This window comes from Agrobacterium sp. NPDC089420, assembly GCF_044900305.1.
In the GTDB taxonomy this organism is placed as follows: Bacteria; Pseudomonadota; Alphaproteobacteria; order Rhizobiales; family Rhizobiaceae; genus Agrobacterium.
The window spans coordinates 130,603-151,629 of sequence record NZ_JBJDMY010000010.1 but is presented as its reverse complement, the minus strand read 5'-3'; the positions used below and the strand labels follow the sequence as shown (position 1 = coordinate 151,629).

Here is a 21,027-nt window from a genome sequence, read left to right as displayed (position 1 = left end):
TCACCGCTGTTGGAGCGGCATCTCCTCCTTAGGCTTGACGGGGGCATGTGAAGCTGAGAGTTCAAGTCCACTTTTGAACCTTTGAGAGCTTCGCCCATGCTTCGCCTGTTTCGCGGTCTCGCGCCGGCCCTTGTGCTTTTCCTGTCGATCATCGTGCCGGATGGTGCAAAGGCGGACGAGACGGCGGCCTATCCGATCGTCATCAGACACGCCTTCGGTACCACGACGATTGCCGGAAAACCGAAGCGCGTCGCCACCGTCGCCTGGGCAAACCATGAGGTGCCGCTGGCGCTTGGCATCGTGCCGGTCGGTTTCGCCGCCGCCAATTTCGGCGATGATGACGGCGATGGCCTGTTGCCGTGGGTGGCAAAGCGGCTTGCCGAACTCAAGGCGGATAAACCGGTTCTGTTTGACGAGGGCGACGGCATCGATTTCGAGGCCGTGGCGGCAACGCAGCCGGATGTCATTCTTGCGGCCTATTCCGGTCTTAGCCAGTCCGACTACGATACGCTGAGCCAGATCGCGCCGGTGGTCGCCTATCCGGTTTCCCCCTGGGCGACGGACTGGCGCGAGATGATCCGGCTGAACAGCGCCGGCCTTGGCATGGTTGCGGAAGGTGAGGCGCTGATCAGACGTATCGAAGGCGAAATTGCCGAGGTGGTCGCCGGCCATCCACAGCTGAAGGGCAAGTCGGCGATGTTCGTCACCCATCTCGATGCCACCAATCTCAGCGTCGTCAATTTTTACACCGCCAATGACAGCCGGGTGAAGTTCTTCGCCGATCTCGGGCTCACCTCGCCAAAAAGCGTCGTGGAAGCGACAAAGCCCGGGCAATTCGCCGCCGGCGTCAGCGCCGAGCGTGTCGATGCCTTCGACGATGTCGATATTGTCGTGACCTATGGCAGCGAGCCGCTGCTGAATGCCATGCGCGCCGATCCGCTTTTGGCCCGCATGCCGGCCGTTTCCCATGATGCCATTGTCATGCTGGGGCGCGATCCGCTCGGAACCGCCTCCAATCCCACACCGCTGTCGATTTCCTGGGTGCTGAAGGACTATGCCGATCTTCTGGCGAAAGCGGCGGACAAATCCGCCGGGAAACCGCAATGACAATGCCTGGGGCCGACAGCGCTCCCACCCTGCCATATGCCGGCCGCTCCGGCCGCAGGCGCATGTTCTGGCTTGGCATCGTGCTGGCGCTTCTCGCCGTCCTTTGCGCACTTTCGGTCGCCATCGGCACGCGTGACGTATCGCTGGCGGATATGACGGCGGCGCTTGCCGGCCGGGTCGAGACGGTTGCGGAAGCGGCGGTTGCGGTCCGACTTCCCCGCACGGCGCTTGCGCTTCTGGCCGGTGCCGCGCTGGGTCTGGCGGGAGCCATCATGCAGGGCGTCACCCGCAATCCGCTGGCCGATCCCGGCATTCTCGGCGTCAATATGGGCGCGTCGCTCGCCGTCGTCATCGCCATCGTCTGGTTCGGCATTGCGTCTTCGCAGGCCTTCATCATTGCCGCCATTATTGGTGCGGGTCTTTCGGCCGTGTTCGTTTATGTCGTCGGTTCGCTGGGACGGGGCGGGGCCACGCCGCTGAAACTGGCGCTTGCCGGTGCCGCCACCTCCGTCGCCTTCTCGTCGCTGGTCATCGCCGTGGTTCTGCCGCGCAGCGACATTGCCGGCGGCATTCGCGCCTGGCAGATCGGCGGCGTCGGCGGCGCGACCTTCGAGCGCATAGAGACCGTTCTGCCGTTTCTGGCGGCCGGTTTCGCCATCAGTCTGCTTTCGGCGCGCAGGCTGAATTCGCTGGCGCTGGGTGACGAGCTCGCTGCTGGCCTCGGTGAAAATGTCGCTGTCGCCCGAGCCGTTGCCTCCTTGGGCGCCATCCTGCTCTGCGGTGCCGCCACGGCCATCTGCGGGCCGATCGGTTTTGTCGGGCTTGTCGTGCCGCATCTGTGCCGCTTGCTTGTCGGTGTCGACAATCGCTGGCTGCTGCCGTTTTCCGCGCTTGGCGGCGCCTGCCTGCTGCTTGCCGCCGATATTGTCGGCCGCATCGTCGCACGGCCGTCCGAACTCGATGTCGGCATCGTCACCGCGCTGGTCGGCGCACCGTTCTTCATCTGGATCGTCAGACGCCAGCGGGTGCGTGACCTATGACCATGCACGCTGCCGTCATCGACACACTGGTCTTGAACCGCCAGACCCGCCAGCGGCGGCGGCGCCTTGTCATTGCCGTCCTGTCGCTCCTTCTGATTGCCGCATTCGCCCTGACGCTGATGCTCGGGCAATCCTTTACGTCGCCCGGTGCGGTGATCCGCGTTCTGTCTGGCGAGGATATTGCCGGCGTCAGCTTCACCGTCGGGCAATTGCGCCTGCCGCGTGCGCTGCTCTCGGTGCTGGCCGGGCTTAGCTTCGGGCTGGGCGGTGTCGCCTTTCAGATCATGCTGCGCAACCCGCTTGCCAGTCCCGACATCATCGGCATCAGCTCCGGCGCAAGTGCGGCCGCCGTCTTCGCCATCGTCGTGCTGCAGCTGAACGGGCCGCTCGTCTCGGTCCTCGCCGTCATCGCCGGTCTTGGCATCGCGCTGCTGGTGTATCTCCTGTCCTTCCGCAACGGGGTGGCGGGAACACGGCTTATCCTTGTCGGCATCGGCGTTTCCGCCATGCTCGAAAGCTTCATCGCCTATATTCTCTCCGTCGCGCCCGCCTGGACGCTGCAGGAGGCGATGCGCTGGCTGACGGGCAGCGTCAACGGCGCCAAACTTGCCCAGACATTGCCGCTCCTCGTCGCGCTTATCCTGTTTGGCGGCCTGCTTTTGAGCCGTGCACGCGATCTCGAGGCGCTTCGGCTCGGTGATGATGCGGCCGCCGCGCTCGGTGTGCGGGTTGGGAAAACGCGCATCATCGTCATCATCGCCGCCGTGGGCATGATTGCCTTTGCCACGGCCGTCTCCGGTCCGATTGCCTTTGTCGCTTTCCTGTCGGGGCCGATTGCCGCGCGTATCGTCGGCAGTAACGGCTCGCTGCTCGTTCCCGCAGCACTTGTCGGTGCCGTGCTGGTGCTGGTGGGGGATTATTGCGGCCAGTTCCTGCTGCCGGGCCGTTACCCGGTCGGCGTCGTGACCGGCGCGCTTGGCGCGCCCTATCTGATTTACCTTATCGTGCGGGTCAACCGCAGCGGAGGCTCGTTATGACCGGTCACTCCCTGTCCGTAAGCGGCCTGTCGGCCGGCTATGGCGAAAACCTTATCATCGAAGGGCTGGACCTCGTCGTGCCGCGCGGGAAAATCACGGTTATCGTCGGCGCCAATGCCTGCGGCAAGTCCACACTTCTCCGCAGTATGTCGCGGCTGATCACGCCGCGCGCCGGGCTAGTCCTGCTCGATGGCAAGTCGATCCACCGGCTTCCTTCGAAGGAACTGGCGCAGCGCATGGGCCTTTTGCCGCAATCGCCGATCGCGCCGGAAGGGATTGTCGTTGCCGATCTCGTCAGCCGCGGCCGGCACCCGCATCACGGCCTGTTCGCCCGCTGGTCGCAGCAGGATGACGAGGCGGTCGCTGCCGCCCTCGTCGCCACCGATACGGTGGACCTAGCCGAGCGGCCGGTGGATGAACTGTCGGGCGGTCAGCGGCAACGCGTCTGGATCGCCATGGCGCTCGCCCAAAAGACCGACATATTGCTGCTGGACGAACCCACGACCTTCCTCGATATCAGCCACCAGGTCGAGGTGCTGGATCTTCTGACCGACCTCAACCACGCCCGAGACACCACCATCGTCATGGTGCTGCACGATCTCAATCTCGCAGCCCGTTATGCCGATCATCTCGTGGCCATGAGGGACGGAAAGCTGCATGTCTGCGGCACGCCGGAAGAGGTGCTGACGGAAGACAATGTGCGCCACGTCTTCGGCATCGAAAGCCGCGTCATCGAAGACCCGACCTCCGGTAAGCCGATGATGCTGCCGATCGGGCGGCACCGGGTGGTGGCGGCGTAAAATAGCGTCAAGGATTGCGGCCGGAGAAGATCAAGGCCAGGCCGCGTAGGATGGCGGCGGCACGGTCTGCATCCGCATTGCGGCCCGGCGGAAACGCCCGGGAGAGGTGCCCTCGTTGCGGGTGAAGAAGCGATTGAAATAGCCGGGGTCCTGAAACCCCAATCGAAAAGCGATTTCAGCCACTTGCAGCGATGAGTTCAAAAGAAGGTCGCGCGCTTCGGACAGCAGTTCGCGGTGAATATAGGCCTGCGGCGAAAGACCCGTGGCCTTGCGCACCGCAAATCCCAGCCTTTCGCGGCTGACGCTCAGATGCCTTGCATAGTCATCCACGCCCCATTGGTCGCGTTTGTGCTGGCTCACCAGCAGAACGAACCGTTCGGTAAGGCTGCCGGGGGTGGAGACGGCTGCGGCGAGATCGGCGATGGCGTGCTGGCAGATGCGGATGAGGGTGACGGAGAGCAGGCTGGCGATGATCGTGTCCGAACCGGTTGTCACGCGGATATTCTCGCCAGCAATGGTCTCGAGATAACCCGCCAGTTCCTGCCGGTCCCTTTCCGCCGGCGCCTGCGTCAGAACACGCTGCAATATGTTGCGCACGGCGCTCGCACTCGCGCCGGTGGGCATCGCATGGGCAAGCCCGATTTCCGTCGTCTTCAGCAGCGATCCACGGCTTCCGGCGTTCAGCCTGATGCGGCCGGCGGGGCCGATGGGCAACCAGATGAGCCCCGGTGCCGAGACAAGCAGCGTCTTTTCGCCCCGGGCGATCTCCGCTTCGCCGGCGGAAAGGAGAAGGAGATGCGCGTTATCCGATTCCAGCCGGAATTCCGATACGCGCAGCGACGAGGCGAGGGCGCGCGCCGTTGTCTCCGCGCGATTGCCGGCTATCTGGCCATGCAGCGGCATTCTTCCTCCAAAAGTACAATAATGCGCTACATTAGTGCATTTTATATGCGACTGTCATTGCTAAACTTTGCTCAGCGCAGGGGGAAGCCTTGAGGAGAACCGCGACCCCGACATGGCGCTTTGGGAGGAACATCATGAATAGTCTGAAGCGCAGAACGCTGTTCTGCCTGCTCTCCGGTGCTGCCCTGTCGGCGGTGTCGCTCGGCCATGCCAACGCGCAGGACCGCACCTCTGTGAAGATCGGTTATGCCGTTTCCAAAAGCGGCGCCAATGCCACGGGTGCTGGCATCACCACCATTCCGAACTACAAATTATGGGTGAAGGAGGTCAACGACGCCGGCGGCCTCACTTTGCCGGATGGCAAGCGCCTGCCGGTGGAAGTGGTCGAATATGACGACCGTTCCTCGGCCGAGGATGCGGTGCGGTTCACCGAGCGCCTGGCCAGCCAGGACAAGGTGGATTTCATCCTGCCGCCCTGGGGCACGGGTTTCAACCTGGCCGTCGCGCCGCTTTATGACCGTTTCGGTTATCCGCAGCTTGCGGTGACCGGCGTGACCGACAAGGCGCCCGAATTTGCCGCGCGCTGGAAAAAGAGCTTCTGGATGCTGGGCGGCGGCCATGATTATGCCAATGCACTGGCCGACGTCTTGAAAGCCGCGCGCGATGCGGGCCAGATCAACGACAAGGTTGCGGTGATTTCCGTGGCTGACGGTTTCGGCATCGATCTCATCAAGGCCGCGCGGCCGGCCCTGAAGGAAGCGGGTTTCACGCTTGCCTACGACAAGACCTATCCGGTCGGCACTTCCGATTTCGCAGCGCTGGTGAACGAGGCGGCGGCGAGCGGCGCGGACAGCTTCATCGCCTTTTCTTATCCGCCCGACAGTTTCGCGGTGACGAAACAGGCGCAGACGGCCCGGTTTAATCCGAAGGTTCTGTATGTCGGCGTCGGTGGTGCTTTCCCGATCTTCCCGAAGGTCTCCGATGGCAAGCAGGAAGGCGTGATCAGCATCGGCGGCGTCGATGGCAGCAGCGAAAAGATCGCGGATTATTTCAAGCGCCACGAAGCCTTCATCGGCGTCAAGCCGGATAGCTGGGCAAGCGCCATCACCTATGCGAGCCTCGAAATGCTGGCCCAGTCCGTCCAGCGCGTCGGTCTCGACAAGGCGGCGGTGGCAAGTGAACTTTCGACGGGAAGCTTCGACACCGTCATCGGCCCGGTCAAGCTTGAGGACAACCAGCTTCGCCAGCTCTGGTGGGCGGGGCAATGGCAGGGCGACCGTTTTGTGGCGATTGCGCCGGCGGACCGTTCAGGCGCCGCAAAACCGGTCGTTCCGAAGCCGCAATGGTGAGCCTTTGCCGGCCGGGGCCACGAACCCCGGCCGGAAGGCTTCGGCCATCTTCCAGACTGGAGACATTCCCTTGTTTTTATCCACCCTCATCTTCGGCTTGATGCTGGGAGGGACCTATGCGCTGATCGCGCTTGGACTTTCGCTGCAATATGGCATCGCCCGCATCATGAACCTCGCTTATGGCGAAGTGCTGATTGCGGCTGCCTTCATCACCTTCGTGCTGTTTTCCGGCTATGGCCTGTCGCCGCTCTGGTCGCTTTTCATCATCGTGCCGCTCGGTTACGCCCTGTCTTTCGTGATCTACCGGGTCATGATGCGGCCGCTGGTGCGCCGTTCGGGCGGGTCCGGCCGTCTGGAAGTCGATTCCATCCTGGCGACCTTCGGGCTGCTTTTCGTTATCCAGGGCATCATGCTCGTGGTATTCGGCGGCAACTACCATTCCTATTCCTATCTCGCCGACGGCGTCGATATCTTCGGCACGACGGTGGCGCTGAACCGGCTCCTGTCCTTCGGCCTGTCGGTCGCGATTGGCGGCGGGCTTTATCTGGCGCTCACCCACAGCCGCTGGGGTCTCAACCTGCGGGCGGTGGCGCTGGCGCCTAAATCCGCGCCGCTGGTCGGTATCGATGTGAACCGCGTGGCCTCGATCGGCTTTGCCCTTGGCGGCGCCCTTGCCGTGGCGGGTGGAGTGATGATCTCGATGTACCAGACCTTTTCCGCCTCTTATGGCGTGGTCTTCACCATGAAGGCGCTTGTCGTTGTCATCATGGGCGGTGTCGGCAATCTGCTCGGCGCGCTGGTGGCCGGCCTGCTGCTCGGTCTCGTGGAAACCTTCGTGCTCGTTTATGTCGATCCCGGTCTTACGCTCGCCGCCACCTATCTGCTCTTCCTCGTGGTGCTGCTCTGGCGTCCGGAAGGCATCTTCGCAAGGAGGGGCAAATGATCCCGCTTCTCATCGGCCTTGCCGCAGCTGCGCTGCTGGCGCTTTCCCCCTTCTTTTTCGATGCTTATGGCGTCGGCGTCATCATCGGCCTGCTGGGCTATGCGACGCTCGCCTCCGCCTGGGCGATGTTTTCCGGTCCGACCCGCTATATTTCGCTCGCCACCGTCGCCTTCTTCGGTGTCGGGGCCTATACGGTTGCGGTGCTGAGCGAGGTTTTGCCATGGCCGCTGGTGCTCCTGTGCGCGGCCCTCGTCGGCGCGGCGCTGGCGCTTGTCGTCGGGCTTTCCACGCTGCGCGTCGCCGGCATCTATTTCGTGATCTTTTCGTTTGGCCTTGCCGAACTCATCCGCCAGCTCATCACCTGGTATGAGGTGAATGTGACCGGCACGCTCGGGCGCTACATCTTCCTGCCGCTGGAGCCGCAGCATGTGCTCTGGCAATTGCTGGCGCTGGCGGTCATCACCCTTCTGCTGTCGACGCTCATCGACCGCAGCAAGCTCGGACTGGCGCTGAAGGCAATCGGCGACGACGAGGTCGTGGCCGCCCATGCGGGCATCAATCTCGCCCGCACCAAGCTGACGCTCTTCGTGCTGTCGGCCACGCTCATCACGCTTGTCGGCGCTATTCAGGCCCCGCGCTGGGTCTATATCGAACCGGCCATCGTGTTTAATCCGCAGGTCTCGTTCCTCACCGTCATCATGGCGCTCCTCGGTGGCGCCAGCCGGCGCTGGGGACCCATCCTCGGTGCTGTGCCGCTGTTCCTGCTGTTCGAATGGCTGGGCGCCAACTTCCCCAACCATTTTTCCATCATTCTCGGCGCTCTCTTCATCCTCATCGTTTTCGTATTGCCGGATGGCGTGCTGGCGGCGCTGGAGAAGCTGCGCAAAAAGGAGAAAGCCGCATGAGCGCCGTTCTCGAAATCACCGATATCCGCAAGACCTTCGGCGGGCTGAAGGCGGTGGATGGGCTTGGCCTCACCATTAAGGCCGGCGAAGTCGTCGGGCTGCTCGGGCCGAACGGCTCCGGCAAGACGACGCTGATGAACCTGATCTCCGGGGCGCTGAAGCCGACCGAAGGGTCGATCCGGCTGAAAGGGCAGGAGATTGCCGGCCGGCGGCCGGATGTGATCGCGCGCGCCGGCGTGGCGCGCACCTTCCAGCTCGTGCGGCTTTTGCCGTCGCTTTCCCTGCTTGAAAACGTGGCCGTATCGGCCATGTTCGGCCCGCAACGACTGTCCCGTCTCGAAGCGGAGAAGGTCGCGCGGTCCTGCCTCGAAAGAATAGGCCTTGCCGGGCGGGAAACCATGCCGGCCGGCGATCTCACCTATATCGACCAGAAACGGCTTGAACTGGCGCGTGCGCTGGCGGGCGAACCGAAGCTTCTGCTTCTCGACGAATGGCTTGCGGGCCTTAACCCCACGGAGCTGCAGGAAGGAATAGCGTTGATCCGGCGGCTGGCATCCGAGGGTACGACGATCCTGCTGGTGGAACATATCATGGCCGCCGTCCGCGCGCTCTGCCCGCGTTCCGTGGTCATGGCGGCCGGTCGCAAGATTGCCGACGGGCCGACGGCCGTGGTGCTCGATGATCCGCAAGTCATTTCCGCCTATCTGGGAGCGGCACATGCTTGAAATAGATGCACTGACAATCCGTTACGGCAAACATCTCGCGGTTGACGGCATATCGCTCAATGTTGCCAAGGGCGAAACGGTGGTGCTGCTCGGCGCCAATGGCGCCGGTAAGTCGTCTCTGCTGAAAGCGGTCGGCGGCATGGTGGCTCCCGCTTCCGGAGACGTGCGCGTCGACGGCGCGTCGCTTGCCGCTGTTCCCGCCCACCAGATCGTGGAGCGGGGCGTGGCGCTGGTGCCGGAGGGGCGCGGAATTTTCGCGGCGCTGACGGTGGAGGACAATCTCCGTCTCGGGGCCAATCCCCGCCATGCCCGTTCAGCGGAAAAGGCGACAAGAGAGCATATTTTCTCGCTGTTTCCGCGCCTTGCGGAGCGGCGGCAGCAGCTTGCCGGCACCATGTCCGGTGGGGAGCAGCAGATGGTCGCCATCGGCCGGGCGCTGATGTCGGCGCCGGATTATCTGCTGCTGGACGAGCCGAGCCTTGGTCTTGCGCCCATTGTCACGCAGGAACTGTTTGCCGCCTTGGCGGAGATCAAGAACAGCGGCCTTTCCATTCTGCTCGTGGAGCAGAATGTGCGCGAAAGCCTTGCGCTTGCCGATCGCGGTTATTTGCTGGAAGCAGGACGGATTGTCGGGGCGGGCACGGCGCAAGACCTGTCCGCCGATCCCGCCGTGCAACGGGCGTTTCTTGGCGGCACCACCGCCGCCATTGTCTGAATTCAGGAGGAAGACCATGCAGACTGTCAATCTTTTCATAGGCGGCGACCATTGCCCGGCCGCAAGCGGCAAACGTTTCGAACGCAGCAACCCCATTACCGGCGACGTGGCGACGAGTGCTGCGGCGGCAACGGTGGAGGACGCCACGCGTGCGGCGGATGCCGCGACGGCCGCTTTCCCGGTCTGGTCGGCAACGCCGCCCGGTGAACGCCGCCGCCTGCTTCTGGCTGCCGCACAGGCGCTTCTCGCCGCCGGGCCTGATATTACCCAGGCGATGAAGGAAGAAATCGGCGCAACCGATGCCTGGGCCGGTTTCAACGTCAAACTGGCGAGCGACATGCTGGTCGAGGCGGCGAGCCTCACCACCCAGATCAAGGGTGAGATCATTCCCTCCAACCGTCCCGGAACCATGGCGATGGCATTGCGCCAGCCGGCAGGTGTTGTCCTATCCATGGCGCCGTGGAACGCGCCGGTCATTCTCGGCGTGCGTTCTATCGCCACGCCGCTTGCCTGCGGCAATACGGTTGTCATGAAGACCTCGGAACTTTGCCCGCGCACCCATGCGCTGATCATCGAGGCGATCGCTTCCGCCGGTCTGCCGAAGGGCGTGCTCAACGCCGTCTCCAATGCGCCGGAAGATGCCGCAAAGATCGTCGATACGCTGATCGCACACCCCGCCGTCAGACGCGTGAACTTCACGGGTTCGACCCGCGTCGGCCGCGTGATTGCCGAAACGGCCGGCCGTTACCTGAAGCCGGCGTTGCTGGAGCTTGGCGGCAAGGCGCCGTTCATCGTGCTTGACGATGCCGATATCGAGGCGGCTGTCGCGGCCGCCGCTTTCGGCGCCTATATGAACCAGGGCCAGATCTGCATGTCGACGGAGCGCATCATCGTGCTCGACAGTGTTGCCGATACCTTCGTGGAGGCCTTCGCCAAAAAAGCGGCGAGCCTCACGGCCGGCGATCCGCGGGAGGGCAAAACACCGCTCGGCTCGCTGGTCAGCGCCGAAGCGACCTCGCGCATCCGGGCGCTGGTGGATGACGCCGTCTCCAAGGGCGCGCGGCTGGTCGCCGGCGGCGGCGGCAATGGCACGATGGTGGATGCGATCGCCATCGATGGCGTCACCCCGGCCATGCGGCTTTATGCGGAGGAAAGTTTTGGTCCCGTCGTCTCCATCATCCGGGCCGGCAGCATCGATGAGGCGGTGAGCATCGCCAATGAAACCGAGTTCGGCCTCTCCGCCGCGATTTTCGGCAGGGATCAGGCAAGGGCGCTTTCGATTGCCGCCCGCATCGAAAGCGGCATCTGCCACATCAACGGCCCGACCGTTCACGATGAGGCGCAGATGCCCTTCGGCGGCGTCAAGGCTTCCGGTTACGGCCGTTTCGGCGGCACGGCGGGCATTGCCGAATTCACCGAGCTGCGCTGGGTGACGCTGCAGGACGGGCCGCTGCATTATCCGATCTGAGTGTGCTCCTTGGACCTCGGCGGGCGGCGTCATCGCCGCTCGTCGATCAGCCAGCCGGTCAGTTTCCTCACCGCGCTGTCGCCGCTTTTCGGCCGTATCAGCCAATAGCCGCGTCCCGGTGCATCGAGGCTCGGCCCTGCCGTCACCAGCACGCCCGCTTCGAGCAGCGGATCGATGAGCCCGGCCCAGCCCAGTGCAAAACCCTGTTCGCCGATGGTTGCCTGCACCACCATGGTGTAATTGTTGAAGCTGATATCGCCGCCATCGTGTTCGGCGCCCCTTTGTACGCCGAAATGCGTGAAATAGGTCGGCCAGTCGAACCAGCGCGCCTGCGAGGTGTTTTCGAGGTGGATGAGCTTGCGCCGCGAAAAATCAGCGGCCGTCGCCGGTGTCGGGGTGTCTGCCAGCAGGGCTGGCGAACAGACCGGCGTGACTTTCTCCGAAAGCAGCAGCACCGCCCCGTCGCCCGCTTCCTGGCGCGTGCCGAAGATGATCATCACGTCGCTATCGTGTTTGCCCTGTCCCAGAGGGTCCTGAGTTGCGACGATCTGGATGTTGATATCCGGATTGAGCGCGCGAAATCCGTGCATGCGCGGGATGAGCCACAAGGACGAGAAGGCATAGTCCGTGTGCAGGCGGATGGTCTGCCGTTCCTCCGTCCGGCGAAGCTGCTGCGCGAGGAGGTCGATGGCGTCGACATTGCGCGAAACGATGTCGAACAGTTTTTGCCCTTCGGCCGTCAGTTCGATGCCGCGATGTTTGCGCCGGATGAGGGTTACGCCCAGCTCATCCTCCAGCCTGCGGATCTGATAGCTGACGGCCGGCTGGGTCAGCCGCAGGGACGCCGCGGCCGCCGTCAGGCTGCCGCGGCGGGCAACCTCGGTGAAAATGCGCATCCATCCCAGATCGAGCGGCCTGTCTGACATTAAAATTCCTTATATCAGTCATCGAAAAATACCCGCTTCACAGGCAAAAACAATGTGGTGTTCAATAAAATGGATTAATAAAAGGGGAGCCGCAATGAAAACCGTTTCTCATCTGCACCGCATCGCCGCCGGTCTCATTCTGTCCGTGGCGGCCTTCTCCACCCCGCTTCAGGCGGCCGATGACGCGGCCTGCAAGACCATTCGTCTCAGCGATCCCGGCTGGACAGACATCACCGCCACCAATGGCGTCGCCTCCGTCCTGCTGGAGGCGCTGGGTTATGAGGCCGACGTCAAGACGCTGTCGGTGCCGATCGGTTATCAGGCGATGAAAAACGGCGAGATCGACGTTTTTCTCGGCAACTGGATGCCGGCGCAGAAATCCTTCGTGGACGATCTGAATGCCGCCAAGGCGGCCGAGGTGCTGACGAAGAACCTTGAGGGCGCCAAGTTCACGCTGGCGGTGCCGGCCTATGTGGCAGAAAAGGGCGTCAAGGATTTTGCCGATCTTTCCAAACATGCCGACGAATTCGAAAGCAAGATTTACGGCATCGAGCCGGGCGCGCCTGCCAACCAGAATATCCAGAAGATCATCGACGCCAATGATTTCGGCCTGAAGGGCTGGCAGCTTGTCGAATCCGGCGAGCAGGCCATGCTGGCGCAGGTGGAGAGGGCGGGCCGCGACAAGAAGGCCGTGGTCTTCCTCGCCTGGGCGCCGCATCCGATGAATGAGAAGATCGATATCGCCTATCTCTCCGGCGGCGACGCCTATTTCGGCCCGAATTTCGGCGGCGCGGAAGTCTATACGCTCGCCCGCACCGGCTGGTCTCAGCAATGCCCGAATGCGGCGACGCTGTTCAAGAACCTGACATTCGATATCGGCATGGAAAACAGCCTGATGGGCTCCATTCTCGGTGGCGAGGATTCCAAAGCGGCGGCAGCGGCGTGGCTGAAGGCCAATCCGCAGGCGCTGGAAGGCTGGCTGCAGGGCGTTACCACGCTGGACGGCAAGCCGGGCGCGGACGCCGTCAAGGGCAAGCTTGGTCTCTAAGCCGGAAAGTGGAAATGCCGCGTCCCAATATCCTGATCCTGATGGCCGACCAGTTCAACGGGACGTTTTTTCCCGATGGCCCGGCCGATTTTCTCCACGCACCCCATCTGAAGGCATTGGCGCAGCGGTCCGTCCGCTTCGCCAATGCCTATACGGCAAGCCCGCTCTGTGCGCCGGCCCGCGCCTCCTTCATGTCCGGGCAATTGCCAAGCCGCACGCGGGTCTACGACAATGCGGCCGAATTCGCCTCCGATATTCCGACCTATGCCCATCATCTGCGGGCGGCGGGTTATTACACCGGCCTTTCTGGCAAGATGCATTTCGTCGGGCCGGACCAGCTGCACGGCTTCGAGGAGCGCCTGACGACGGATATCTATCCGGCGGATTTCGGCTGGACGCCGGACTATACCAAGCCCGGCGAGCGGATCGACTGGTGGTATCACAATCTCGGTTCGGTCACCGGCGCGGGTATTGCCGAAATCACCAACCAGATGGAGTATGATGACGAGGTGGCCTATAACGCCACCCGCAAGCTTTACGACCTGTCGCGTCGTCTCGACGACCGGCCGTGGTGCCTGACGGTCAGCTTCACCCATCCGCACGACCCCTATGTGGCGCGGCGCAAATTCTGGGACCTCTACGAGGATTGCCCGGCGCTCGATCCGCAGTCGCAGGCGATTGCCTTCGAGCAGCAGGACCCGCATTCCAAACGGCTGCTGGAAGCCTGCGATCACGGGGCGTTCGAGATCACAAGCGAGCAGATACGCCGGGCACGGCGCGGTTATTTCGCCAACATTTCCTACATCGACGAGAAGATCGGCGAAATCCTCGACGTCCTGAAGGCGACGCGGATGGAGGAGGACACCATCATTCTCTTCCTGTCCGACCATGGCGACATGCTGGGCGAGCGCGGCCTGTGGTTCAAGATGTGCTTTTTCGAAGGCTCCGCCCGCGTGCCGCTGATGGTGGCCGCGCCCGACTGGCGGCCGGCCCTGATCGACACGCCTGTCTCGACACTCGATGTCACGCCGACGCTCTGCGGTCTGGCGGGTCTCGATATAACGTCGCTCAAACGCTGGACGGATGGCGAAGATCTGGCGGCGCTGGCCAGGGGAACAGGTGGACGCGGTCCGGTGCCGATGGAATATGCCGCCGAAGGCTCCATCGCGCCGCTCGTCGCCATTCGTGACGGCCGCTACAAGCTCTCGGTCTGCGAGGCCGATCCGCCGCTGCTCTATGATCTCGAGGCCGATCCGGACGAGCGCGCCAACCTTGCCGACGATCCGGCTTTCAGCGACGTTCTCTCATCGCTTTCGGCAGAGATTGGCCGGCGTTGGCAATTGCCGGTATTCGACGCCGCCGTCCGCGAAAGCCAGGCGCGGCGCTGGGTGGTCTATAAGGCGCTGCGCAACGGCGCCTATTACCCGTGGGACTACCAGCCCCTGCAGAAGGCTTCGGAACGTTATATGCGCAACCACATGGATCTCAACGTGCTGGAGGAAAACCAGCGTTATCCACGCGGGGAGTGACGGCGCCAGCGTGCTTCAGTGCAGTTTTTTCCGGGCAAGATATCCGAAAGCCGCGCCGGGCCGGCATCGCCATCAATGTCGTGGGGAGGCGGTCATTTCTGCTGCTCCATGACCCTCAGCCGCACCCAGCTCAAGGTCGCCTGCCTGGCGCGCTCGTAAAAAGAGCGTGCGAAGCGCACATAACGCATGATCCATGCGAGCCAGGCATAGGTGAGCAGCTTTTCCCGGCCTGCATGATAGATGCGTTCAACGATCAGGAAGGTCGCGAGATGGGCGAGGATCGTCAGCACCAGCCCAGTCTTGACCGCGCCATGGGCAATCAGGACGAGACCGATGATCTTCATCGGCTCGGCGATGGCGAAAGGCACGGCGAGACAGAGAAGAATGGCGAGACGCGGCAGGTCGCCGATGCGGTTTTCCAACCGCCGGGTGAATGCCAGGCCGGATATGGTCCGGATGATCGGCCGATAAAGCGGCCGGAAGATGCCGTCGAGAATGAGGGCAAAGACGATGATCGCCCGAAGCGGAAAGACGAGAATCGTCCGGATTTTGCTGTTCACCTCAGCCGGTCTCCAAAGAGGTTGTGCTGTTCATTGTTAATCGCCTGAAACGTGGCAAAACCAAGTTATATCTTGCATTCACCCCTGGCGGACGCTGGCATACATGCCCGTGGTGCGGAATTCGCTGGGATTGGTGCCGTAAAGGCGGCGGAAAACCTTTGAAAAATAGTTCGGATCTTCGAAGCCGCACAGCACCGACACTTCCTTGATGGGAATGTTGGCCGCGGTCGTCAGCAGCTTGGCCGCCCGTCTCAACCGCCGTTGCAAAACGAATTCCGCCGGCGGCAGGCCTTCGCTCGCGGTGAAGATGCGGGAAAAATGCGCGCGGCTGAGGCCTGCCACCGCTGCAAGATCGCTGACCGAAAGCCGCTCGCCGAGATGGCTGTCGATGTAGCTCAGCACCTGCTGCAGGGTGCGATATTCACCGCCGAAGGAGGGGTGCGAGCCGAAGACGTCGTCATAAAGCGTCATCGCCGCCTCATAGGCGACGGCGGAGGCGGCCCCCGGCGTCTCCGCGCCATTGACGAGGCGGAAGCAGCATTCGGCAAGGTGATCGACGGTTTCGGGCTGGAGCTTGAGGATCGGGCCGGTGACGGAGAGGATATTACGGTGGATGCGCAAAGCCTCCTCGCCATTCATGGAGATCCAGAAGAACTCCCATTCCTTGCCGTCTTCCAGCCAGTAGCGGTGATTGTGGGGGATGAGCAGCAGCAGGGTTTCGCCCGGCCTCACCACATAATGCCGGTTTTCGTACCGCAGGTTGCCCTGTCCGCCGATGCAATATTGCAGCACGGTGAAGGGTGTCTGGCCGCGCTTGCGCCCATCCCAGTCGTAATTGCCACTGCTGCGGATTTCATAACCGCTGCTGGTCGGCATGGTGTGCAGCGTCTGGCGGCCGCGCGGCAGCGAGACGGTGCGCATGCCTGGTCCCTGATCGATCAAATCACGCAGCACAAAATTACCCATGAAAGCATAATCCTTCTCTGGTTCTCATCCTCTTTATACGCATAATCCCGATCCGAGGAGACAGCCAGCGGGATATTGCGGCGGAAAATTTGGGAGGAGTGCCGGTTTTCCGGGATTCTTGCGGGTATTTTTCTGCAGCGCCAATTCATCATCCTTCGGCCCGTTTCACCCGTTCGATTTGCAACAGAGGTGGCGTTATGAGTTTCAAAATCGCTATTATTGGCGCAGGCAGCGTCGGTTTCACGAAAAAACTGTTCACCGATCTGCTGTGCGTGCCGGAATTTCGCGATATCGAAGTCGCGCTCACGGATATCAGCCAGCACAATCTCGATATGATCAAGGCGATCCTGGAAAAGATCGTCGAGGCCAATGGTTATCCGGTCAAGGTGACGGCCGATACCAATCGCCGCCGGGCGCTGGAGGGCGCGAAATATATCATCAGCTGCGTGCGGGTCGGCGGTCTGGAAGCCTATGCCGACGATATCCGCATTCCGCTGAAATATGGCATCGATCAATGCGTGGGCGATACGATCTGCGCCGGCGGCATTCTCTATGGCCAGCGCAACATTCCGGTCATTCTGGATTTCTGCAAGGATATCCGCGAGGTCGCGGCACCGGGCGCGAAGTTCCTGAACTATGCCAACCCGATGGCCATGAACACCTGGGCGGCCATCGAATATGGCAAGGTGGATACGGTCGGTCTCTGCCACGGTGTTCAGCATGGCGCGGAACAGATCGCTGAAATTCTCGGCGCCAAAAACGTGGCCGAGCTGGATTACATCTGCTCCGGCATCAACCACCAGACATGGTTCATCGATCTTAGGCTCAATGGCCGCAAGATCGGCAAGGAAGAGCTGGTCGCCGCCTTCGAGGCGCATCCGGTCTTCTCGCAGCAGGAGAAGCTGCGCATTGATGTGCTGAAGCGCTTCGGCGTCTATTCGACCGAAAGCAACGGCCACCTCTCCGAATATCTGCCGTGGTATCGCAAGCGGCCGGAGGAAATCGCCCGCTGGATCGACATGTCCGACTGGATTCACGGCGAAACCGGTGGGTATCTGCGCCACTCCACCGAAACGCGCAACTGGTTCGAAACCGAATTTCCGCAATTCCTCGCCTCGGCCGCCAAGCCGATCGATCCGGCCAAACGCTCCAACGAACATGCGAGCCATATTCTGGAAGCGCTAGAGACGGGGCGTGTCTATCGCGGCCATTTCAATGTCAAGAACAATGGCGTCATCAGCAACCTGCCGGCTGACGCCATCATCGAGTCGCCCGGTTTCGTCGACCGTTTCGGCATCAACATGGTATCCGGTATCACGCTGCCGGAAGCCTGTGCGGCCACCTGCATGGCGTCCATCAACGTGCAGCGCATGTCGGTGCATGCGGCGGTCAGCGGCGATATCGATCTCCTGAAGCTCGCCGTGCTGCATGACCCGCTGGTGGGCGCCGTCGCAACGCCTGAGGAGGTCTGGCAGATGGTGGACGAGATGGTGGTCGCTCAGGCGCGCTGGCTGCCGCAATATGCCGATGCCGTGCCGGCGGCCAAAGAGCGGCTTGCGAAATCCACCGTCAAGACGCGTGACTGGGCGGGGGCTGCGCGCCGCAACGTGCGCTCCATCGAGGAGTTGCGGGCCGAAAAATCGGCGCTGAAAAAGGCTGTCTGAGGAAAGCATGGACACAGGCCGGCGGCGGAAGGGAGTTCGCCGCCCGGTCGCAACGATCACAGAGGGTGGGCGGTCGAAGAGCTGCCATTTGGGAGGAAGAACGATGTTACTTCAACGCAGGATCGGTATCATCTCGGCACTGGGTCTCGGTGTTTCGATGATCGCACTCAATGCGCATGCTTTCGAGACCACCACGCCGCCTGAGCCGCCGCAATTTCCGGCCGAAGGCAAGATCAATTACGTGGCGCGCGATTCGATCCTCGAATTCAAGGCGCTGCCGAGCTACAGCGAACCCGACTGGATCACCGAAAAATTCGAGAAGGCCGGCAAGCTGCCGCCCTTGAAGGAGCGCCTGCCGGAAGAGCCGCTGGTCTACAAGACCGGCAACATGCCCGACGGTGTCGGCGTTTACGGTGACACGATGCGCCATGTGGTCGGCGGCCGGCCCGAGGGCTGGAACTACATTGCCGGCCAGAGCCAGGGCTGGGGCGGCATCGATATCGCCCTTTCCGAATGCCTGACACGCACCGCGCCGCTCTTCCAGGTGGATGCCAAGGACACCGAACCGCTGCCCAATCTCGCCAAAAGCTGGGAATGGTCCGAAGACGGCCACAAGCTGACGATGCATCTGGTCAAGGGCGCCAAGTGGTCGGACGGCGAACCCTTCAACGCCGACGACGTGATATTCTATTGGGAGGACGCCGTCATCGATCCCAATGTGTCGCCGCTCGGCGGCGGTGCATCGCCAGAGGCCTTTGGTGAGGGAACGACACTCAAGAAGATCGATGACTACACCGTCGAATGGACCTTCAAGGCCGCTTTTCCCAAGCAATATCTCTACACCATGGCCTATCCGAGCTTCTGCCCCGGGCCGTCGCATATTCTGAAACCGCAGCATCCGAAATATTCCAAGAACACCTATAACCAGTTCAAGAACGCTTTCCCGCCGGAATATATGAACATGCCGGTGATGGGCGCCTGGGTGCCGGTCGCCTATCGGCCCGATGACATCATCGTGCTGAGGCGCAATCCCTATTACTGGAAGGTCGATGAAAAGGGCCAGCAGCTGCCCTACCTCAACGAGGTCCATTACAAGCTTTCCACCTGGGCGGACCGCGATGTGCAGGCCGTGGCGGGATCGGGCGATTTCTCCAATCTCGAGCAGCCGGAGAATTTCGTCGCCTCGCTGAAACGTGCGGCAGATCCCAATGCGCCGGCGCGCCTTGCCTTCGGGCCGCGGCTTATCGGTTATAATCTGCAGATGAACTTCTCCGCCAATGGCTGGGGCAATCCGGATGAGCGCGGACAGGCGATCCGTGAGCTGAACCGCAACGAGGTGTTCCGTCAGGCCGTGACATCGGCCCTCGACCGCAAGGCGATCGGCGACTCGCTGGTGAAGGGGCCGTTCACGGCGATCTATCCGGGCGGCATTTCGTCGGGCACCAGCTTTTATGATCGCGCCTCGACAGTTTATTACCCCTTCAACCTCGAGGCCGCCAAGGCAGCACTGGCCTCGATCGGCCTGAAGGACACCGATGGCGATGGCTTCCTGAATTTCCCCAAGGAAACGCTTGGTGGCCGCAATGTCGAAATTACCCTTCTCGTCAATAATGGCTATGCGACGGACAAGAGCCTTGCGGAAGGCCTCGTCGGCCAGATGGCGAAACTCGGCCTGCGCGTCGTCATCAACAGCCTCGATTCCAACCAGCGCGATGCCGCCCATTATGGCGGGCAGTTCGACTGGCTGGTGCGGCGCAACTCCACCGAGCTTTCCTCGGTGGTGCAGAATACCGAGCAGCTTGCCCCCGTCGGCCCGCGCACCAGCTGGAACCACCGCTCGCCCGAAGGCAAGGAGCTGGATCTGATGCCGTTCGAGAAGGAGATGGCCGATCTGGTGCGGAAATTCATCTCCTCGCAGGACAATGCCGAGCGGGCAGACCTGATGAAGCAGTATCAGAAGGTCTACACGCAGAACCTCTACACGATCGGTCTTACCGAATATCCCGGCGCGCTGATCGTCAACAAGCGCTTCTCGAATGTGCCGCAGGGCACGCCGATCTTCATGTTCAACTGGGCTGAAGATGCCATCATCCGCGAACGCCTGTGGGTCGCGGCCGACAAGCAGGGCAAATACGAACTTTTCCCTGAGCAGCTGCCCGGCAAGCCGGGTGAGGGCGGGCCGATCAACTGAGCATTCCAGTAAAAGTGCGTCGCGGTTTTCCGTCCGGAAAATGCGAAACTTGAAGAACTCCTCCCGGAGAACACCCGGTACCGGTCGCGCGTGAAGCGCGGCCGGAGACACACGGCCCATCCAAACCGAGGAAGACCGTTCGATGCTGAGATTTCTGACGATACGCGTTGCATCCGCCATTCCGGTGCTGTTGATCCTGAGCGTGGTGACCTTCGCCATCATCCAGGCGCCGCCCGGCGATTATGCCGACTACATCCGCTCGCAGCTGATGAACCAGGGCGGAGCGTCCTTCGAACAGGCGGAAGCGCAGGCGCAGGCCTATCGTATCGAACACGGCCTCGATAAGCCGCTCGTCATCCAATATTTCAACTGGATCGGTGGCATCGTCACCCGCGGCGATTTCGGCTACAGCTTCTATTACAACAAGCCGGTCGCCGATGTGGTTGGCGAACGCCTGCCGCGCACCATTGCGCTGGCGCTGGTCTGCCACATCTTCGCATCCGTCCTCGGCATCGCTTTCGGCATCTGGGCGGCCACGCGGCAATATTCCTGGGTCGACAATCTGCTCTCCACCATCGCCTTTCTCGGCATGACGATCCCGCGCTTCCTGATGGCGCTGATCCTCGTTTATCTCATGGTGTTCCATTTCGACGTGTCGGAGATCGGCAGCTTCTTCTCGCCGCAATATGGCGGTGCACCGTGGTCGTGGGGCAAATTCGTCGATCTCGTCAGCCATGTCTGGCCGGTGGTCGCCATCGCCGTCTTCGGTGGGCTTGCCTACAATATGCGGGTGATGCGCGGCAATCTGCTCGATACGCTGAATGCGCAATATGTCGAGACGGCGCGCGCCAAGGGTCTTTCGGAAGGCGCGGTCATCCTGCGCCATGCCGTGCCAAATGCCGTGCACCCGCTCGTCATGTATCAGGGTGTGGTGCTACCCTACATGCTGAGCGGCGAGATCGAGACCGCCATCATCTTCGCGCTGCCGACCGTCGGCCCGGCCATTGTCGGCTCCATGGCGGTGGGTGATGTCTATGTCACCGCGACCTTCATGATGGTGCTGGCCGCGACGCTGATCGTCGGCAACATCATCGCCGACATGCTGCTCGCCATGCTTGACCCACGCGTTCGCGAATTCGGGAGGGCCTGAG

The 21,027-nt window shown here is 62.2% G+C and carries 19 protein-coding genes; 15 read left to right on the top strand and 4 right to left on the bottom strand.

The window, feature by feature from the left end; genetic code table 11:
* Nucleotides 1-96: 96 nt before the first annotated feature.
* The 4 genes from ACI2KA_RS16800 to ACI2KA_RS16785 are packed head-to-tail and all read left to right on the top strand — an operon-like array spanning nucleotide 97 to nucleotide 3,984.
* The gene (locus tag ACI2KA_RS16800) at nucleotides 97-1,107 is read left to right on the top strand and encodes an iron-siderophore ABC transporter substrate-binding protein (RefSeq protein WP_404503599.1); all 1,011 of its coding nucleotides are present in this window, start codon (nucleotides 97-99) and stop codon (nucleotides 1,105-1,107) included.
* A 2-nt stretch (nucleotides 1,108-1,109) separates the two neighbouring features.
* Nucleotides 1,110-2,147 carry a FecCD family ABC transporter permease gene (locus tag ACI2KA_RS16795; protein WP_404503639.1) on the top strand — a complete coding sequence of 346 codons (1,038 nt, stop codon included), beginning with the start codon at nucleotides 1,110-1,112 and terminating at the stop codon, nucleotides 2,145-2,147.
* Nucleotides 2,144-3,184: a FecCD family ABC transporter permease gene (locus tag ACI2KA_RS16790; protein ID WP_404503598.1), complete on the top strand. Its 1,041-nt coding sequence runs from the start codon at nucleotides 2,144-2,146 to the stop codon at nucleotides 3,182-3,184. Before ACI2KA_RS16795 ends, ACI2KA_RS16790 begins: the two co-directional genes overlap by 4 nt.
* Nucleotides 3,181-3,984 (top strand): ABC transporter ATP-binding protein, encoded by an 804-nt coding sequence (locus tag ACI2KA_RS16785; RefSeq protein WP_404503597.1) that lies wholly within the window; start codon nucleotides 3,181-3,183, stop codon nucleotides 3,982-3,984. The genes ACI2KA_RS16790 and ACI2KA_RS16785 overlap by 4 nt, the downstream gene beginning before the upstream one ends.
* A 30-nt stretch (nucleotides 3,985-4,014) precedes the next feature.
* On the opposite strand, the gene ACI2KA_RS16780 is transcribed toward ACI2KA_RS16785, so the two are convergent.
* On the bottom strand, nucleotides 4,015-4,887 hold the full coding sequence (locus tag ACI2KA_RS16780; protein WP_404503596.1) for a helix-turn-helix transcriptional regulator: 873 nt from the start codon (nucleotides 4,885-4,887) through the stop codon (nucleotides 4,015-4,017).
* Nucleotides 4,888-5,021: 134 nt separating this feature from the next.
* Here ACI2KA_RS16780 and ACI2KA_RS16775 point away from each other — a divergent pair, with 134 nt between their 5' ends.
* The 6 genes from ACI2KA_RS16775 to ACI2KA_RS16750 all read left to right on the top strand — a co-directional run bounded on the left by ACI2KA_RS16775 (nucleotide 5,022) and on the right by ACI2KA_RS16750 (nucleotide 10,992).
* Nucleotides 5,022-6,236 (top strand): amino acid ABC transporter substrate-binding protein, encoded by a 1,215-nt coding sequence (locus ACI2KA_RS16775; RefSeq protein ID WP_404503595.1) that lies wholly within the window; start codon nucleotides 5,022-5,024, stop codon nucleotides 6,234-6,236.
* Between the two features lie 70 nt (nucleotides 6,237-6,306).
* Nucleotides 6,307-7,179 carry a branched-chain amino acid ABC transporter permease gene (locus ACI2KA_RS16770; RefSeq protein ID WP_404503594.1) on the top strand — a complete coding sequence of 291 codons (873 nt, stop codon included), beginning with the start codon at nucleotides 6,307-6,309 and terminating at the stop codon, nucleotides 7,177-7,179.
* Nucleotides 7,176-8,084, top strand: coding sequence for a branched-chain amino acid ABC transporter permease (locus ACI2KA_RS16765; RefSeq protein WP_404503593.1), 909 nt, complete (start codon nucleotides 7,176-7,178; stop codon nucleotides 8,082-8,084). The genes ACI2KA_RS16770 and ACI2KA_RS16765 overlap by 4 nt, the downstream gene beginning before the upstream one ends.
* The gene (locus tag ACI2KA_RS16760; protein WP_404503592.1) at nucleotides 8,081-8,809 is read left to right on the top strand and encodes an ABC transporter ATP-binding protein; all 729 of its coding nucleotides are present in this window, start codon (nucleotides 8,081-8,083) and stop codon (nucleotides 8,807-8,809) included. The genes ACI2KA_RS16765 and ACI2KA_RS16760 overlap by 4 nt, the downstream gene beginning before the upstream one ends.
* Nucleotides 8,802-9,524, top strand: a complete 723-nt coding sequence (locus ACI2KA_RS16755) for an ABC transporter ATP-binding protein (protein ID WP_404503591.1) — start codon at nucleotides 8,802-8,804, stop codon at nucleotides 9,522-9,524. The genes ACI2KA_RS16760 and ACI2KA_RS16755 overlap by 8 nt, the downstream gene beginning before the upstream one ends.
* Nucleotides 9,525-9,540: 16 nt before the next feature.
* Nucleotides 9,541-10,992 (top strand): aldehyde dehydrogenase, encoded by a 1,452-nt coding sequence (locus ACI2KA_RS16750; RefSeq protein ID WP_404503590.1) that lies wholly within the window; start codon nucleotides 9,541-9,543, stop codon nucleotides 10,990-10,992.
* A gap of 29 nt (nucleotides 10,993-11,021) precedes the next feature.
* Here ACI2KA_RS16750 and ACI2KA_RS16745 read toward each other — a convergent pair whose 3' ends face one another.
* Complete coding sequence (locus ACI2KA_RS16745; RefSeq protein WP_404503589.1) at nucleotides 11,022-11,918, bottom strand: choline sulfate utilization transcriptional regulator; 897 nt, start codon at nucleotides 11,916-11,918, stop codon at nucleotides 11,022-11,024.
* Nucleotides 11,919-12,012: 94 nt separating this feature from the next.
* On the opposite strand from ACI2KA_RS16745, the gene ACI2KA_RS16740 reads away from it, so the two are divergent.
* Nucleotides 12,013-12,966 (top strand): choline ABC transporter substrate-binding protein, encoded by a 954-nt coding sequence (locus ACI2KA_RS16740; RefSeq protein ID WP_404503588.1) that lies wholly within the window; start codon nucleotides 12,013-12,015, stop codon nucleotides 12,964-12,966.
* A gap of 14 nt (nucleotides 12,967-12,980) precedes the next feature.
* Entirely contained in the window at nucleotides 12,981-14,495 is a 1,515-nt protein-coding gene (gene betC / locus ACI2KA_RS16735) for a choline-sulfatase (protein ID WP_404503587.1), read from the top strand.
* A 92-nt stretch (nucleotides 14,496-14,587) separates the two neighbouring features.
* Here betC and ACI2KA_RS16730 read toward each other — a convergent pair whose 3' ends face one another.
* Together ACI2KA_RS16730 and ACI2KA_RS16725 are read right to left on the bottom strand one after the other, a co-directional pair.
* A complete protein-coding gene (locus tag ACI2KA_RS16730; protein ID WP_404503586.1) occupies nucleotides 14,588-15,055 on the bottom strand; it encodes a hypothetical protein in 468 nt (155 codons plus the stop codon).
* 78 nt (nucleotides 15,056-15,133) lie between these two features.
* The gene (locus ACI2KA_RS16725; protein WP_404503585.1) at nucleotides 15,134-16,021 is read right to left on the bottom strand and encodes an AraC family ligand binding domain-containing protein; all 888 of its coding nucleotides are present in this window, start codon (nucleotides 16,019-16,021) and stop codon (nucleotides 15,134-15,136) included.
* Between the two features lie 197 nt (nucleotides 16,022-16,218).
* Between ACI2KA_RS16725 and ACI2KA_RS16720 the strand changes: the two genes are divergently transcribed.
* From ACI2KA_RS16720 to ACI2KA_RS16710, 3 genes are all read left to right on the top strand, one after another.
* Complete coding sequence (locus ACI2KA_RS16720; RefSeq protein ID WP_404503584.1) at nucleotides 16,219-17,685, top strand: alpha-glucosidase/alpha-galactosidase; 1,467 nt, start codon at nucleotides 16,219-16,221, stop codon at nucleotides 17,683-17,685.
* 103 nt (nucleotides 17,686-17,788) lie between these two features.
* Nucleotides 17,789-19,876, top strand: coding sequence for an ABC transporter substrate-binding protein (locus ACI2KA_RS16715; RefSeq protein WP_404503583.1), 2,088 nt, complete (start codon nucleotides 17,789-17,791; stop codon nucleotides 19,874-19,876).
* Between the two features lie 142 nt (nucleotides 19,877-20,018).
* On the top strand, nucleotides 20,019-21,026 hold the full coding sequence (locus ACI2KA_RS16710) for an ABC transporter permease (RefSeq protein WP_404503582.1): 1,008 nt from the start codon (nucleotides 20,019-20,021) through the stop codon (nucleotides 21,024-21,026).
* Nucleotide 21,027 lies beyond the last annotated feature (1 nt).